At 68.4% G+C, this 15,221-nt stretch carries 12 protein-coding genes; 3 read left to right on the top strand and 9 right to left on the bottom strand.

Annotated elements, in window-relative coordinates; translation table 11 throughout:
* Positions 1 to 13 precede the first annotated feature (13 nt).
* Both ELEN_RS01705 and ELEN_RS01700 read left to right on the top strand, forming a co-directional pair.
* Complete coding sequence (locus ELEN_RS01705) at positions 14 to 1,822, top strand: ABC transporter ATP-binding protein (RefSeq protein ID WP_015759917.1); 1,809 nt, start codon at positions 14 to 16, stop codon at positions 1,820 to 1,822.
* The gene (locus ELEN_RS01700; RefSeq protein WP_009607971.1) at positions 1,819 to 3,552 is read left to right on the top strand and encodes an ABC transporter ATP-binding protein; all 1,734 of its coding nucleotides are present in this window, start codon (positions 1,819 to 1,821) and stop codon (positions 3,550 to 3,552) included. Before ELEN_RS01705 ends, ELEN_RS01700 begins: the two co-directional genes overlap by 4 nt.
* Before the next feature lie 54 nt (positions 3,553 to 3,606).
* Here ELEN_RS01700 and ELEN_RS01695 read toward each other — a convergent pair whose 3' ends face one another.
* The 3 genes from ELEN_RS01695 to ELEN_RS01685 are packed head-to-tail and all read right to left on the bottom strand — an operon-like array spanning position 3,607 to position 6,435.
* Positions 3,607 to 5,100, bottom strand: coding sequence for an ABC transporter ATP-binding protein (locus ELEN_RS01695; protein WP_009608063.1), 1,494 nt, complete (start codon positions 5,098 to 5,100; stop codon positions 3,607 to 3,609).
* 10 nt (positions 5,101 to 5,110) lie between these two features.
* Complete coding sequence (locus tag ELEN_RS01690) at positions 5,111 to 5,827, bottom strand: energy-coupling factor transporter transmembrane component T (protein ID WP_009305927.1); 717 nt, start codon at positions 5,825 to 5,827, stop codon at positions 5,111 to 5,113.
* Complete coding sequence (locus ELEN_RS01685; RefSeq protein ID WP_009305925.1) at positions 5,824 to 6,435, bottom strand: MptD family putative ECF transporter S component; 612 nt, start codon at positions 6,433 to 6,435, stop codon at positions 5,824 to 5,826. The genes ELEN_RS01690 and ELEN_RS01685 overlap by 4 nt, the downstream gene beginning before the upstream one ends.
* 221 nt (positions 6,436 to 6,656) lie before the next feature.
* Here ELEN_RS01685 and ELEN_RS01680 point away from each other — a divergent pair, with 221 nt between their 5' ends.
* A complete protein-coding gene (locus ELEN_RS01680) occupies positions 6,657 to 7,628 on the top strand; it encodes a helix-turn-helix domain-containing protein (RefSeq protein ID WP_009305923.1) in 972 nt (323 codons plus the stop codon).
* A gap of 26 nt (positions 7,629 to 7,654) precedes the next feature.
* Here the strand turns inward: ELEN_RS01680 and ELEN_RS01675 are convergent, their stop codons facing one another.
* The 6 genes from ELEN_RS01675 to ELEN_RS01650 form a co-directional block, all read right to left on the bottom strand.
* Positions 7,655 to 9,472, bottom strand: a complete 1,818-nt coding sequence (locus ELEN_RS01675; protein ID WP_009305920.1) for an ABC transporter ATP-binding protein — start codon at positions 9,470 to 9,472, stop codon at positions 7,655 to 7,657.
* Positions 9,465 to 11,252 (bottom strand): ABC transporter ATP-binding protein, encoded by a 1,788-nt coding sequence (locus tag ELEN_RS01670; RefSeq protein ID WP_009305919.1) that lies wholly within the window; start codon positions 11,250 to 11,252, stop codon positions 9,465 to 9,467. Before ELEN_RS01670 ends, ELEN_RS01675 begins: the two co-directional genes overlap by 8 nt.
* A 118-nt stretch (positions 11,253 to 11,370) precedes the next feature.
* Entirely contained in the window at positions 11,371 to 12,348 is a 978-nt protein-coding gene (locus ELEN_RS01665) for a helix-turn-helix domain-containing protein (RefSeq protein ID WP_009607963.1), read from the bottom strand.
* 3 nt (positions 12,349 to 12,351) lie between these two features.
* Positions 12,352 to 13,833 carry an ABC transporter ATP-binding protein gene (locus ELEN_RS01660; protein WP_009608148.1) on the bottom strand — a complete coding sequence of 494 codons (1,482 nt, stop codon included), beginning with the start codon at positions 13,831 to 13,833 and terminating at the stop codon, positions 12,352 to 12,354.
* Complete coding sequence (locus ELEN_RS01655; RefSeq protein ID WP_009305913.1) at positions 13,833 to 14,561, bottom strand: energy-coupling factor transporter transmembrane component T; 729 nt, start codon at positions 14,559 to 14,561, stop codon at positions 13,833 to 13,835. The genes ELEN_RS01660 and ELEN_RS01655 overlap by 1 nt, the downstream gene beginning before the upstream one ends.
* Positions 14,561 to 15,199, bottom strand: coding sequence for an MptD family putative ECF transporter S component (locus ELEN_RS01650; protein WP_009608046.1), 639 nt, complete (start codon positions 15,197 to 15,199; stop codon positions 14,561 to 14,563). The genes ELEN_RS01655 and ELEN_RS01650 overlap by 1 nt, the downstream gene beginning before the upstream one ends.
* Positions 15,200 to 15,221 lie beyond the last annotated feature (22 nt).

Genomic DNA, 15,221 nt, shown 5'->3' with positions numbered 1-15,221 from the left:
AGGGGGTGCGACCATGCACCCGGAAGAGAACGCCCGCACCCAGAAACGCCCCGAAGCCGAGCAACCCGCCAAGCGGCGCTCCGGCATGGCCTACCTGCTCCACCTGGCAGGACGCTACCGCCTTCATCTGGCGCTGTCTGCGCTGTTCAGCGTGATGAGCGCCCTGTGCTCCTTCGTGCCGTTCGTCATGGTGTACCAGGTGCTGCTGTTCCTCATCGAGGGGAACGCCGACGCGGGCGCGGCGCTCCAGTACGGCATCATCGCCGCCGTGGCCATCGTGGGCAAGTTCGCGTTCGCCATCGCCTCGGGCGCGTGCTCGCACATCGGGGCCTTCAACACCCTGTACCAGGTGCGTGCGCAGATCAGCCGGCACATCGCGAAGGTCAACCTCGGGTTCTTCGATCAAACGACCTCGGGCGCTCTCAAAAAGGTGATCATCGAGGACGTCGAGCGCATCGAGAAGTTTCTCGCCCACCAGATCCCCGACATCGTCGCCGCCGCCTGCACGCCCGCCATCATGTTCTGCTACCTGCTCACCTTGAACGTGCCCATGGCTCTGGGCATGCTGGTCCCCGTGGTGCTGGGCGTTGCCGTGCAGCTGTTCGCCATGGCGGCCACCGGCAAGCAGATGCCCACGTACCACCGGCTGCTCGCCAAGCTCAATGCGGCCATCATGCAGTTCATCAACGGCATGCCCGTGATGAAGGCCTACCGTCTGGACGCGAAAGGCTACCGCGAGTACGCCGACGCCGTCACCGAGTACAACGAGTTCTGGAAGCAGTGCACCAAGAGCCAGGGCTACTCCTACGGCGTGTTCGTGGCCATCGTGGAAAGCGGCATCCTGTTCGTGCTGCCTTTGGGCGGCGTGCTGTACCTGCAGGGCTCCCTTTCGGCCGCCGACTACCTGTTCTTCATGATCATGAGCATGGTGTTCCTGTCCAGCCTCCTGAACCTGCTCACGTTCGCCATGACGTTCAACCAGATCATGAGCGGCATGGAGCGCATACAGGACATCATGGACCTGCCCGAGGCTTCCGAAGGCACGCTCGCGCTCGATCCGGCGAAACCGCACGCGGTGGCGTTCGATCACGTCACGTTCGGCTACGGCGCCGCCGAGACCAACGCGCTCACCGACGTCAGCCTCGATCTGCCCGCCGGCAGCCTGACCGCGTTCGTGGGCCCCTCGGGCGCCGGCAAGACGACCGCAGCCCAGCTCATCCCCAAGTTCTGGGAAACGCGCCAAGGCGCGGTGCGCATCGACGGGCATGCCCTGTCCGAACTGCGCACCGACAACCTCATGGATCTGGTGTCCTTCGTGTTCCAAGAAGCCTTCATGCTCGACGACACCCTGTACGAGAACATCAGGCTCGGCCGACCGAACGCCACGCGCGAGCAGGTGGAGGCCGCCGCGCGGGCCGCGCAGATCCACGACACGATCGAGGGCCTGCCGAACGGCTACGACACGTTGCTGGGAGAGAACGGCGTCAAGCTGTCCGGCGGCGAGCGGCAGCGCGTGTGCATCGCTCGCGCCATCTTGAAGGATGCGCCCATCATCGTGTTCGACGAAGCCACCAGCTTCACCGACATCGAGAACGAGCACCGGATCCAGCTTGCGCTCTCGCACCTGCTGACGAACAAGACCTGCATCATGATCGCCCACCGCCTGCACACCATCGTGCATGCGGACCAGATATGCGTGTTCGACCACGGCCGCCTGCGAGAACGAGGAACGCACGATTCCCTGATCAAGCAAGACGGCGCCTACGCCCGCATGTGGGACGCCTACACGCACCGCACGGAGAAGAAGGAGTCGCTGGCATGATAACGCTCATCAAAACCGTCCGAACCGTAGCGGGCGACAAAGCCAAGACCCTCGTGCTGCCCATCGCGCTTTCCTGCGCGGACTCGCTTTTGCACATGGGCATGTTCGCCGTCATGATCGCAGCCATCATCAACCTCGTCGCCGGCGCGTTCAACGCCGAGCTGCTTGCGTTCTACAGCGGCGCGCTCGTCGTGCTGTTCGTCGTGCGCGCCGCGCTGTACGTGACGAACTACGCCCAAACGCAGTTCCGGGGCGCGGACATCACCGCCGACCTGAGACTCTCGATCGGCAACCACCTGCGCAGGCTGAACCTGGGGTACTTCGACAAGAACAGCATCGGCCAGCTCGCATCGGTTCTCACCACCGACGTGAGCGACTTCGAGCAGACCATCACCACCTCGCTGGCGAGCTTCTTCAAGGTCGTCTGCTTCAGCGTGCTCGCATGCGCGTTCGCCTTCGCCATCAACTGGCTCTACGGGCTGATCATCCTCGCGATCGTCGTCGCCTCCCTGCCGCTTGCGCGCCTGGGCGGGCGCGCGGCAAGCAAGGGCGGCGTCCGCTATCGCGAAAGCGTCCACGCGGTCATATCCCGCATCATCGAGTACATCAACGGCATCAAGACGTTCAAGCTCTACAATCTCACCGGCCGGCGCTTCGAGCGGCTCGACCGCAGCTTCGCCGATTTGAAGCGCGAATCCATTCGCATGGAGCTGTCCATCATGCCGTTCTCGGTGCTGTTCTCCGTGGCCACCTCGCTCATCGTTCCGCTCGGGCTCGTGGCGGGCACGCTCATGTTCATGGACGGCCAGCTCGACGCGCCCCGCCTCATCGCGGCGGTCATGATCGCCGTATCCATCTCCAGCATGATGACCACGCTCGGCGTGATCTACCCCGAGCTGAACTACCTGGCCAAAGCGGCGGAGGGCATCGAGCGAATACAGGCCGAACGCCCCCTTGCGTACCGCGACGGCAACCCCCGTTTCACGAGCTTCGACGTGCGGTTCGACGATGTGCGGTTCGGATACGCCGACGGCAAGGAGGTGCTGCACGGGGTGACGTTCACGGCGCAGCCCGGGACGCGCACCGCGCTCGTCGGACCTTCGGGCAGCGGGAAGACCACCGTCATCAGCTTGATCTCGCGGTTCTGGGATGCGAGCAGCGGCAGCGTGCGCGTAGGCGGGCACGAGGTGCGCGATATCGCGCCCGACGCGCTGGCCGAGCAGGTGGCCGTCGTGTTCCAAGACGTGTACCTGCTCGCCGATACCGTGGCGAACAACATCCGCGTGGGCAAGCCGGATGCGACGCAGGAGGAAGTGGAAGCGGCCGCCCGCGCCGCGCACTGCCACGACTTCATCGAGGCGCTGCCGCAGGGCTACGACACCCTGGTGGGCGAAGGCGGTTCCACGCTTTCCGGCGGCGAGAAGCAGCGCATCTCCATCGCGCGAGCGCTCATCAAGAACGCTCCCATCGTGCTGTTGGACGAGTCGACCTCGAGCCTGGACGCCGACAACGAGCACGAGATCAACCGGGCGCTCGACGTGCTCATGGCGGACAAGACCGTCATCGTCATCGCCCACCGCCTGGACACCGTGGAGCGCGCCGATCAGATACTGGTGCTGGACGACGGTCGCGTACGCGAGCGGGGCACCCACGACGAGCTGCTCGCGCAGGGCGGCTGGTACGCCCACGCCATCGCCGAACAGGAAAAAGCCCGCAGCTGGACGGCATAAGAAGCACAGGAAAGCGGGGGGGCAAAGCGCCGCGCTCCCTCGGCAACCCTCGTATCACCCCTTCGCCAACAGCTCTCTCACCGCTTGCAGGTCGCCCTCCACGACGGCTTCGGCGGCTATGCGGCCGGCTTCCACGCGAACGGCCTTGTCGCAGGCTTGGCCGATGAACTCCAGGTCATGGGTGACCACGAGCACGGCGCGGCCCTCGTCGGCCAACCGGCGCACGAGCGCCGCCACCGTGCGCATGCTGCCCAGGTCGAGCCCGCTCGTGGGCTCGTCGAACACGAGGAGGCGCTTGCCGGTGGCGATGCAGGCCGCCACGGCGAGGCGCTGCTTCTGGCCGCCCGACAGCGTGGCGGGGTGGCGCTCGGCGTACGCCGCCAGCCCCAGGCCGTCGAGCACCTCGTCCACGCGCGCGGCGTCGGGCGCCTCAGCGTCCGTCAGCCCGAAGCTCACTTCGGTGCGCACGCTGTCGGCGAACAGCTGGTAGTTCACGTCCTGGAACACCATCGAGCAGGCGCGCAGGCGTTGCTTGGGCCCTGCGGGTTCACCGTCGATCGTCGTCGTGCCCGCGCTTTCCCGATGCAGCCCCACGATGGTGCGGCACAGGGTGGACTTCCCCGCGCCGTTGGCGCCCACGAGCGCCGCCACTTCGCCCTCGCGCAGGTCGAGGTCGACGCCGTGCAGCACCTCGCGCTTGCCGTACGAGGCGTGCACGCCGCGCAGGCGCACGAGGGGCGCCCGCGGCTCGCGCGCATCGCCCGGCGCCCGCCGCTCGCGCGCCCGCTCGTCGGCCAAAGCGCGCACCCGCAGCCCCAGGTCGCGCACCTCCGACGACGGCAGCGCCCGAAACGTCGCGCCGTCGAAGCGCCGCGCGATGCGCCCCTCCTCCATGACCACCACCTCGTCGGCCACGTCGGCCAGCCACCACAGGCGATGCTCGGCCACGAGCACGGCCGCGCCCTGCGCCTTCGCGTCCAGCAGGTAGCGCCGCAGCGCCGCGATGGCCGCTTCGTCCAAGTTCGACGTCGGCTCGTCCAGCACGAGGTTCGCCGGATGGGGCGCCCACGAGCTGGCGTACGCGATGCGCTGCTTCTCGCCGCCCGACAGCGAAAAGATGCTGCGGTCGGCCAGCTCCTCCAACCCCAGCTGGCGGATGGTATCGTGCGTGCGCTCGCGTATGCGCTCCTCGGGCCACGCCATGCTCTCCAGCGAAAACGCCACCTCGCCCGTGGAATCCACGTTGAAGAACTGCGTGCGCGGGTTCTGGAACACCGAGCCCACGCATGCGGCCACCTCCCAGCTTTCGAGGTCGGCCACGTCGCGCCCGTCCACCAGCACGCGTCCCTCGAGCGTCCCCGGGAAGAACGAGGGCGCCAACCCGTTCGCCAGCCTCGTCACCGTGGTCTTGCCGCAGCCGGACGCGCCGCACACGAGCACGCACCGGCCCGCCTCCACGCGCAGGTCGATGCCGCGCACCCCCTCGGGCGCGCCCGCGCCTTCCGCAGGCGCGCGGTACGCGAAGCTCACATCGTCAAACTCGATCATCGTCTCGACCTCACTTCCCCACGCCCAACAGGCTGCACGCAAGCGCCGCCACGACCACGGCCACGCCGGCGGCCACCAGCAGCCCGTCGGACGCGCGGAACTCGATATGCGTGTAGCACGTGCGCTGCGCCGGGTTCTCGATGCCGCGCGCCACCGAGGCCATCGACAGCTCGTCGGCCACGTTCGACGCGCTCATCATGAGCGGCACGTACAGGCACTCCACCGTCATGCCCGGTCGACGCAGGAATCCGGCCAGGCTGGCGTTCACGCCGCGCATGCGCATGGCGTCCGAGATGAAGCGCCAGTCCTCGCGGATGGCCGGCACGTAGCGCAGCATCACGGCCAGCGGGATGGTCACCTGGCGTGGCACGCGCATGCGCGAGAACGCGCTCATGAACTCGTTCACGTGCGTCGTGGACACGATGACGGCCGCCAGAAGCCCGCACGGGAACACCTTGCGCACCAGCATGAAGAACGACGACAGCATCGTTTTCAGCACGCCGGTGTCCAGCTGCGCCGTGGCCAGCATGCACGCCATCATCACCGCGTACAGCCCCAGCATGCCCAGCGCGAGCCGCCCCTTCCCCAGCGCGATGCCCAGCGCCACGCTCAGCAGCATCAGGAGCGCCTCGAACCACAGCCCGGGCGACAGGAACACCGCGACGGCCCACAGCAGAAGCAGCGCAAGCTTGGCCCGCGGATCGGGCCGGAACGCGCGATCGATCATGCGGTGACGCCCGCCTTCTCGAACTGCTTCTTCAGCAGACGGCGACCCACCAGCGCGCTCACCAGGGCGCACACCAGCGTCAGCGCGATCATGCCCGGCAGCACCCAGCCCGCGCCCGTGGACACCATCGTGTCGAGGTACGCCTGCTCGGTGCCCTTCCCGGCCAGGTAGGAGGTGTAGCCCGACGGATCGATCCACAGCATGAGGTAGGACCCCATGGGGTTGAGCGAGAACACGAGGAAGCTCACGAGGTTGAGGTTCTTGTTGCGGAACCGGCCCGCGCCGGCGATGAGGTCGGCCACCACGCCCAGCACGACGAGCGCTACCGCCCACAGCCAGTACATGCCCGTCACGAACATGATGAGCCCCTCCACCACGCCCAGGATGATGATGGGGCCGTGCTTGGGCACCTTCGCCACCAGCAGCAGGTAGATGGGGCCGGTGAGCAGGGCCGCACCCGCCGGCATGAGGAACGTCAGCACGGGGTTCGGGGCGAACAGCATGCTGCCCACCATCATGAACACGAAGTACAGGGCGATGAACACGCCGCACGTCACCAGGTCGCGGGCGGTGAGCCCCTTCTTGTCGGATTGCATGGCTGAACGCATGACAGACCTCCTTCTGATTCATTTTCATGCGGAAAAGATAGCCTCGGTTAACAATGGTGTATCATACGCGGAGGGGCGGAAACGACGTCGCGCATGCGCGCCCGCGCGTCCGAACGTCGCACCGCCGCGTCCGATCGTCGCACGCGGCACGCCCCTGCGGCGCACGTCCCTGCGGCCGACCGCCGCGCCGCCGCGAGCAACCGCATGAAGGAGCAGAACCCATGGAGCACCGCCCGCCCTCGCACGACATCATCCACGCCCCGTCGCTCGAGCAGATCGGCTTCGAGGAATATGAGCCGCCGGAGGGCTTCTGCCCCCTGTGGCGCTCGTACCGGGGCGAAGGCGAAACGTCCGGCAGCTTCCACATCCTCGCACCCTCCGATCGCTGGCAGATCGCCATCCACGACTTCACGCTGCTCCACGACACCGTCATGGAGTTCGAGCTGCCCGAATACCTGAGCGTGGCCTGGTACGAGTCCATTTCGGGAGAGGAGTTCACGCCGTATCGGCGGCTGCGGGCGAAAAGCATCTGGGGATTCTACAGCGGCGACGGGGGCTGGCGCGGGCTCGTGCACGGCGGCGTGCCCGTGAAGGCCGTGTCCATCGAGGTGCGGCCCGAGATGTCGCGCGCGTACCTGGAGCGCGAGTACGACGGGCAGTTCGAGCGCGTGCGCGACGCGTTCGCCTCGCTGAGCGACGACGGCGACTCCCCCGAGCTGCGCGCGCTGCTGGCCGGGCTGTGGCCCCGCCCGGGCGACGAGCATCGCAGCCAGCTGTATTACGAGGGCAAGGTGTTCGAGGCCATGGGGCTCATCGTCGAGCGCACGAAAGCGCGCCGGGACACGTCGGGACGCGCCGTCGCGCCCGAGGACCGCGAGCGCATCCAGGCCGTGGCGCTGTACATCGACGACCACTGCGCGAGCGCGCTCACGGTGGACGACCTCGCGCGGGCCGCATGCATGAGCCCCACAAAGTTCAAGGAGTGCTTCAAGGCGGTGACCGGCTCCACGCTCACGCGCTACGTGCAGAGCCGCCGCATCAGCCAGTCCGAGGGGCTGCTGCGGATGCCCGACCTGTCGATCGAGCAGGTGGCGCACGCGGTGGGCTACACGTGCGCCAGCCGTTTCAGCGAGCTGTTCCGCCGCGAGACCGGCCTGCTGCCCAGCGAGTACCGCCGGGGACTGGAGCGGTAGGAGGCGCGGCGGCCGGGGCGGAGCCGCTAGGACGCCGCGGGCATGGGCGCGTCCTCCGCGGGCGCAGGAGCGACCGCGTCGTCGCTCGCGATCCGCCAGCCCTCGGCGCGCCGGCGGATCTCCACGAAGCGGCGGTACGTGCCGCCCTCGGCCATGAGCTGGTCGTGCGTGCCCCGCTGCGCCACCGTGCCGCCGTCCACCACGAGGATCTGGTCGGACGCTTCCACCGTGGCCAGGCGGTGCGCGATCACCACGACGGTCTTGCCCGCCGTCAGCTGGCCGATGGCCTGCTGGATGAGCTGCTCGTTCTCCGGGTCGACGCTGGCGGTGGCCTCGTCGAGGACGACGATGGGCGCGTCCTTCAGCAGCGCCCGCGCGATGGAGATGCGCTGCTTCTGGCCGCCCGACAGGCTGCTGCCGCCCTCGCCCACCACGGTGTCGTAGCCCTGCGGCAGCTCCTCGATGAAGCCGTGGCAGCACGCGCGCTTCGCGGCGGCCACCACCTCGTCGTGCGAGGCGCCGGGGCAGCCGAACGCGATGTTCGCCTCCACCGTGTCGTTGAACAGGTACACGTTCTGGAACACCATCGAGAAGTTCGCCAGCAGGCTGTCGCAGGTGAACTCGCGCACGTCGTGGCCGCCCACCCGCACGCTGCCGGCGCTCACGTCCCAGAAGCGCGCCATGAGGTTCGCGATGGTGGTCTTGCCCGAGCCGGACGGGCCCACGATGGCGCACGTGGTGCCCTCGGGTATGGCGAAGCTCACGTCGTGCAGCACCGTGCGCGCCTCGGGACCTTCGTCGTAGGAGAACGCCACGTCCTCGAACGCGATGTCGAAGCGGTCGAGGTCGAGCGCGCGCCCGTCCTCGTCGATGAAGCGCGCCTGCTCGATCTTGTCGAGGCGGTCCAGCACGTCGTTCAGGTCGCCCAGCATGTGCGCCGAGTCGGCCACGCCCTCCACGCCGCCGAAGATGGTGAACGAGAGCAGGGCGATGGCCAAGAACATCCACAGCGGCAGCGTCCCGCCGAGGCACGCCCAGGCCGCGAAGCCCACGAGGGCCACGCTGGCCAGCTTGAGCGCCACGAGGTGCGCCACGTTGAACGGCGTGAAGCCGAACTCCACGTCGACGCGGGCCTTCTTCGCCTGGGCGCACGCCGCGTACATCGGCTGCAGCGCGGAGCTGCCGCGGCCGTACGACTTCGCCGTGCCCAGCCCGCGCGCGAACTCCACGATGGCGCCGGACAGGCGCTCGGAAGCCTCGTGCGTGGCCGGCGTGAGCTTCCGGCTGCGTCGGTTGATGCCCGCCAGCGCGAGCGCCGACAGCCCCACGCCCGCCAGCGCCGCCAGCGCGCAGCGCCAGTCCATCACGGCCAGAAACGCGATGACGGCCGCCACCGACACGTAGCCGTTCACCACGGCGTCGATCATCTTCATGCCGTTCAGCTCGAGCATGCCCAGCTCGGTGGTGGTGGTCGCGAGGATGTCGCCCGTCTTCATGCGGGAGAAGTAGCCCAGCGGCACGCGCTTGAGGATGGTGCCGATGCGGATGCGCACCTCGGGCGCCACCTCGTAGCCGATGCTCTCCTGCAGACGGTTCTTGCCGTACGAGAACGCGAACCGGGCGGCGATGCACGCGACGATGGCCGCCAGCGACAGCCACACCGCCGACGGGTCGAGCGTCGAGACGCCGCGCGCGTCGTCCACCACCTGCGCGAGCATCCACGCGGCCAGCATCACGGGGGCCGCCGTGGCCCACGTCATGAAGAACGAGCACACGCAGCCCAGGTACAGGTTGCGCCGGTACGGTCCCGTCCACGCGATGATGCGCTTGAGCGCTTTAAGCATCGAGGGCCTCCTTTCGGGAAACGGCAGACCACGCCTTCGCGCACACGTGAGCCTGCCACATGGACGCGTAGAGCGGGCAGGCGGCAAGCAGCCGGTCGTGCGTGCCGTGCGCGACGATGCGCCCGTGATCCACCACCGCGATGTCGTCGGCCGCCGCCACGGTGGACAGGCGGTGCGCGATGACCAGCAGGGTCTTGCCGCGCGTCAGCCGGGCGATGGATTGCTGGATGCGCTCCTCGTTCTCCGGGTCGGTGAAGGCCGTGGCCTCGTCGAGCACCACGATGGGCGCGTCCTTGAGGATGGCGCGGGCGATGGAGATGCGCTGGCGCTCGCCGCCCGACAGCGCGTGCCCCGCCTCGCCGGCCGGCGTGTCGTAGCCATGCGGCAGGCGGCCGATGAAGTCGTCGCAGCAAGCGGCGCGCGCGGCGGCCAGCACCTCGTCGTCGGTGGCGTCGGGCTTGCCCATGCGGATGTTCTCGCGAAGCGAGCAGTCGAACAGGTAGTTGTCCTGCGCCACGAAGCTCACGAGCTGCGACAACTGGTCCAGCGGCATGTCGCGCACGTCCACGCCGCCCACGCGCACGGCGCCCGCGCCCACATCCCAATGCCGCGCGATCAGGCGCGCCAGAGTGGACTTGCCCGAGCCCGACGGCCCCACGAGCGCGCAGAACGACCCGCGCGGCACGCGCAGGCTCACGTCGTGGAGCACCTCCTCCCCGCTCTCGTAGGAGAACGACACGTTCGCCAACTCCACGCCCTCGTCGCGCACGGCCGCGCGCTGCGCAGGCTCCGGCAGCTCGGGCAGGTCGAGAAACTCGCTCGCGTCGGCCACGGCGTACTCCATCGCCTTCGCCTCGTTGAGGAACGATGACAGCTTCATGAGCGGCGCCACCACCGCCAGCGCCAGCACGAACTCCAACCCCAGCTCGGCCGGGGTGACGTCTCCCGCCAGGTACAGCGCCAGCCCGACGGGCAGCACGCCCAGCAGCGTGGTCGGCAGGATGGAGAACGCGAGGTTCATGCTGACCCAGGTGGCCTTGAACCAGCCCAGGGTGAAGTCCTTGAACGAGCGGACGGCGTTGGCGTACTTCTGGTAGGAGTTCGAACCCTGGTTGAACGCCTTGATCACCTGGATGCCCTCCACGTACTCCACCATCACGCTGTTCACATGGTTGCCCTCGGCCATGTAGGCGGCGTACATCCTGTTGTACGCCCCCAGGCCGCTTGCGAACACGACCAGCCCGATGGGCACGGTGACCAGGCACGCAAGCGCGATGCGCCAGTCGATGAGTGCCATCCACACCGCGATGGCAGCCGCCAGCAGCACGTTGCCCGAAAGCTCGGGGATCATGTGCGCCAGCGGCACTTCCACGCCCTCGATGCGATCGACGAACACGTTTTTGATCTGGCCGATGCTTTTCGACGCCGCGGTGCCGAGGGAGGTCTTCATGAGCTTCTCCACCACGTCGTCGCGCAGCGATTCGAGGATGGTGTACGCGGACACGTGCGAGAGCAGCGTCGATGCGCCGAACAGCACCTTCGACGCCACGTAGCCCGCCGCGGCCGCGCCCACCCAAGCCAGCACGGCACCGCCGTCGGGCGCGGGGGCGATCACCTCGTCGATGATGCGGTACACCGCGTAGAACGGCACGAGCCCGGCCGCCACGCTGGCCACCGAGCACAGCAGCGAGACCGCCATCTTCCCCCGGCAGCGGCCGGCGTACGAAAGCAGCACGGCCAGCCACGATGCCTTCGCGGGCGTTTCTGTCACAGGAGCCACCAAAACCACCTTCTCAGTTGGGAATGCGAACGCTCCTGACTATACGGCTCCCAGCAGGCACGTTCCGCTCCATCAAGCCAGCCCTGTTCCAATCAGGTGGGAAGTTCGCCGCAGCTCACTAACGTCGCACGTACCTTGCGCGGTCGCGTCGGTGGACGGTGGGGGTTTGGCCGATCACGGCCTTGAAGGCGGCGGTGAACTTGGAGGGGCTGTCGTAGCCCACGGCCAGGCCGATGTCGGCCACGCGCAGGTCGGTTTCGCGCAGAAGCGCGGCGGCGCGCTCCATCCGGAAGGTGCGCAGGTACGCGTACGGCGGCAGGCCGTACACCCCCTTGAAGCAGGTCTTGAACGCCGTGGGCGGCAGATCGAAGCGGTCGGCCAGCTCGTCGATGGTGTGCTCGACGGTGAGGTCGGACACCATGAAGTCGCGCGCCGCCTTCACCTTCTCCACCTGCGCGCGGTAGAAGTACGGCCGACGCTCGCGCACGGGGCCGGGATCGAGCACCTGCAGGAACAGCAGCAGCTCCAGCACTTTGAGCTGGAAGTACGTCGCGCGGATCTCGTCGGGCACGGAGTACAGCTCGCAGAAGATGTGCTCCGCGCCCGGTGCGTCGTGCATGATGAAGGGGTCGCCGCCGCGGCAGAAGCGATCGCGCAGCGCGCGCAGATCAACCGGGAACCCGCCGAGCGCTTGGGCGATGGAGCGCTCGGCGCGGGCGAGGTCGAAGGACACGGTGATGCCGCGGTAGTGACCCAGCGGCAGGACGAACATGCCGGTATGGCGGGAGCGGTCGTCTATCTTGAGGTCGCCGGACGCCACGTAGGAGTAAGCGCCGCCCGCGACGGGCTGCTCGATGCGCCCCTCGCGGCAGTGGTCGATGCACAGCATGTCCGGGCCGGCCACGAACCCCGAATCGTACGCGTCCAGCCGGAAGTCGTTGAACGAGAGTCCCACGCCGTCGAACACCTGGCAGAAGGCCATGGATCCCTCGCCCGTGTCGTTCTTCACACGGAGCACGGCCCCTCCCGGCCGCTCCTCCACGACGCCTTCGCCACCCGCCATCACGCACGACAGCACATCGCCCGCCTCGCCCATCGATCAGCCCGCCTCCAATTCGTACGCGAAATCGCAGCTGCGGCTGAGGAATTCGCAGTCGTGCGTGACCACGACGATGCAGATGTTCCGTTCAGCCAGCCCTTTCACCAACCGGCTTACCTCAACCATATGCCCGAAGTCAAGCCCGCTCGTCGGCTCGTCCAACAGCAGCACCTCCCGCCCGGCGAGCAGGGCGCAGGCCACGGCCAGCCGCTGCTTCTGGCCGCCGGACAGCGCCATGGGGTGGCACGCCTCCAGATGCTCCAGGTCGAGGGCCGCCAGCACTTCGTCCACGCGAGCCGCGTCGACGCCGCCCGCCGACAGCTCGCACTCCCCGCGCACGCTGTCGCTGAACAGCTGATGGTTCACGTCCTGCATGACGAGCGAGCACCGGCGGCGGCGCGCGCGGGCATCGAGCGGTGCGCCGTCGAAGCGCAGCTCCCCCTCCGTCGCGCGCTCGAGGCCCGCCATCGCGCGCACGAGCGTCGACTTCCCCACGCCGTTCGCGCCCGTCACGCCCACCACCGCGCCGCGCGGGACGTCGAAGCTGACCGGGGCGAACACGCGTCGCTTCTTGCGCAGGCTGGCGAAACCGCGCAGCGACAGCCCGCGCTCGAGCGCACCCGTCGCGCACGCGGGGGCCGCCGGGCACGTCACGGCCATCGCGACGGCGGGGTCGACTGCGCGCAGGCCCAGGCGGGCGCGCTCCTCCTCCGACAGCGCGCGCAAGTCCTCGGGCGAGAACTCGCGCGCGACGCGGCCCCCTTCGATGAGCACCGCGCGATCGATGAGATCGGCCACGAAGTACAGCCGGTGCTCGGCGACGATCACCGTCTTGCCGCGCGCGAGGATGGCGGCGATCTGGTCGTGCAGCACGCGGATCGCGCGCGCGTCGAGGTTCGCGGTGGGCTCGTCCAGCACGTACACGTCGGGGTCCATCACGTCCACCGAGGCGAACACGAGGCTCTGCTTCTCGCCGCCCGACATCTTCGTCACGCCGCGGTCGAGCAGGTGCTCGACGTGCAGCGCCCCCACCGTCGCCCGGATGCGCTCCTCGATCGCGTCGGCGTCGACCCCCGCCGCCTCCAGGCCGAACGCCAGCTCATCGTTGGAGGTGAGGTTGAAGAACTGCGATTTCGGGTTCTGGAACACGCTGCCCACGTGCCGCGCGAGCTCGTGCATGGCGCAGCGCGCCGGATCGAAGCCGCACACCTCCACCTCGCCCGTGCGCTCGACCCCGGGCTCGAATTGCGGGATGAGGCCGTTGATCAGCTTCGTCACCGTGGTCTTTCCCATGCCCGAGCGCCCGCACAGCAGCACGCATTCGCCACGGCGCACGGTGAGGTCCACGCCGTCCAGGATGAGCGCGTCGCCGGCCCCGCGGCAGGACGCATCGCGCAGGCGGACGACGACCGGCGCCTCGTCGCCGCGCGCCGCGGCGCGCCCGCCGCCGCGCGCCTCAGCGCACTGCCGAGCCGCCGCCATCAGTACGCCCCTCCCCACAGCGCCACGACCACGACCGCCGCCGCGGACGCCGCGAGCACCGCCCAATCGGCGGCGTGCATGCGCAGCCGCTCGGTGTCGGTAGAGCGCACCGGGTTCTCGATGCCCCGGCAGGTCGCGGCGCGCGACAGCTCGTCGGCCGTGGTGGTGGCCGACATGATGAGCGGCACCACGAAGCATTCCAGCCGCTCGGAAGCGGGGATGTCGCGCAGGCGCATGGCGTCGCGGATGTGCGCCATCTCGTCTTTGAGCGCCGGGAAGTAGCGCATGGTCACCGTGAGCGGGATGAGCACCACCTGCGGCACGCGCAGGCGCTCGAGCGCGGCCGTCAGACGGTGCACCGAGCATTCGGCCACCAGCAGCGAGCCCACCATGAGGCACAGGAAGATCTTGCGCGAGAACGTGAAGCTGATGGTGAACATGGTGGCTGCAACGCCTCCGACGTGCGGGAACACGAGGTTGAGCACCGCCCACAGCACCGCGTAGCCGCCCGCGAACGCAAGCGCCATCCTCACGTGCCCCGTCAGCGCCTGCAGCAGCGCCACGCCCAGCACGAGGCCCAGCTCAACCGTGAGGCTCTTCGACATGAAGGCCACCACCGACGCCGCCAGCAGCACGCCCATGATGGTGCGCGGGTCGAGGTCGAGCACGCCGGAGCGCGGCGCCCGGCCCAGCACGCGACGATCCTCGAGCGCGTAGGTGGCCTGCATTAGACGAGCCCCGCCTTCTCGAAGTGCTTCTTGAACAGGCAGCGCGCGATATACGCGCCCGCGAGGCCCGCCACGATGGTGACGGCGAACATGGCGATCAGCATCGGCGTCGTGGACAGCGCGTCAAGCGACGCCAGGTAGTCGGCGCCCATACCCTGCTCGGCGATCTGGGAGACGAACGAGTCGTGGAACACCCACAGCGGCAGGGGGCTTCCGCACATGCCCAGGCCGAACACCGCGTACGCCACCGCGTTGCCGAGGAAGCTGCGGTAGCGCGCAACCGCGCGGATGACCTCGGCGACAACGCAAGATGCCGCCATCATGGCCAGGATGAGCGGCGTGAACATGCCCGTCGCGAAGTAGATGAGCGCCACGATGAGCCCCATGATGACGACGGCGCCGGGCTTTTGCACCTTCGCGCACATGAGCATGAACGGGATGCCCGCGAACAACCCGTCGAGCGCCGGCATGAACACCCACAGCGCCGGATGGATGCCACCGCACAGCATGAACACGAACTGGATGACGAAGTAGATGGCCGTGAAGATGCCGATGTTGATGAGGTCGCGGCCCTTGAGCACCTTCCCCTCGCTCGGGGAAGGTGCCGGGCTCGCCGTCGATGCGACGCTGCTTGCCATGAAGGTCTCCTTACTTGTTAGC

The organism is Eggerthella lenta DSM 2243, from assembly GCF_000024265.1.
Lineage (GTDB): Bacteria > Actinomycetota > Coriobacteriia > Coriobacteriales > Eggerthellaceae > Eggerthella > Eggerthella lenta.
The sequence above is the reverse complement of the archived record's forward strand: the minus strand, read 5'-3'. Positions and strand labels throughout refer to the sequence as shown.

What these genes read in the sequence shown, in the direction of transcription:
- ELEN_RS01660 (WP_009608148.1), bottom strand. Translation starts at nt 13,833, where the DNA reads ATGGCGGCGGCTCGGCAGTGCGCTGAGGCGCGCGGCGGCGGGCGCGCC.
- ELEN_RS01695 (WP_009608063.1), bottom strand. Translation starts at nt 5,100, where the DNA reads ATGATCGAGTTTGACGATGTGAGCTTCGCGTACCGCGCGCCTGCGGAA.
- ELEN_RS01650 (WP_009608046.1), bottom strand. Translation starts at nt 15,199, where the DNA reads ATGGCAAGCAGCGTCGCATCGACGGCGAGCCCGGCACCTTCCCCGAGC.
- ELEN_RS01700 (WP_009607971.1), top strand. Translation starts at nt 1,819, where the DNA reads ATGATAACGCTCATCAAAACCGTCCGAACCGTAGCGGGCGACAAAGCC.
- ELEN_RS01705 (WP_015759917.1), top strand. Translation starts at nt 14, where the DNA reads ATGCACCCGGAAGAGAACGCCCGCACCCAGAAACGCCCCGAAGCCGAG.
- ELEN_RS01655 (WP_009305913.1), bottom strand. Translation starts at nt 14,561, where the DNA reads ATGCAGGCCACCTACGCGCTCGAGGATCGTCGCGTGCTGGGCCGGGCG.
- ELEN_RS01685 (WP_009305925.1), bottom strand. Translation starts at nt 6,435, where the DNA reads ATGCGTTCAGCCATGCAATCCGACAAGAAGGGGCTCACCGCCCGCGAC.
- ELEN_RS01675 (WP_009305920.1), bottom strand. Translation starts at nt 9,472, where the DNA reads ATGCTTAAAGCGCTCAAGCGCATCATCGCGTGGACGGGACCGTACCGG.
- ELEN_RS01690 (WP_009305927.1), bottom strand. Translation starts at nt 5,827, where the DNA reads ATGATCGATCGCGCGTTCCGGCCCGATCCGCGGGCCAAGCTTGCGCTG.
- ELEN_RS01680 (WP_009305923.1), top strand. Translation starts at nt 6,657, where the DNA reads ATGGAGCACCGCCCGCCCTCGCACGACATCATCCACGCCCCGTCGCTC.
- ELEN_RS01665 (WP_009607963.1), bottom strand. Translation starts at nt 12,348, where the DNA reads ATGGGCGAGGCGGGCGATGTGCTGTCGTGCGTGATGGCGGGTGGCGAA.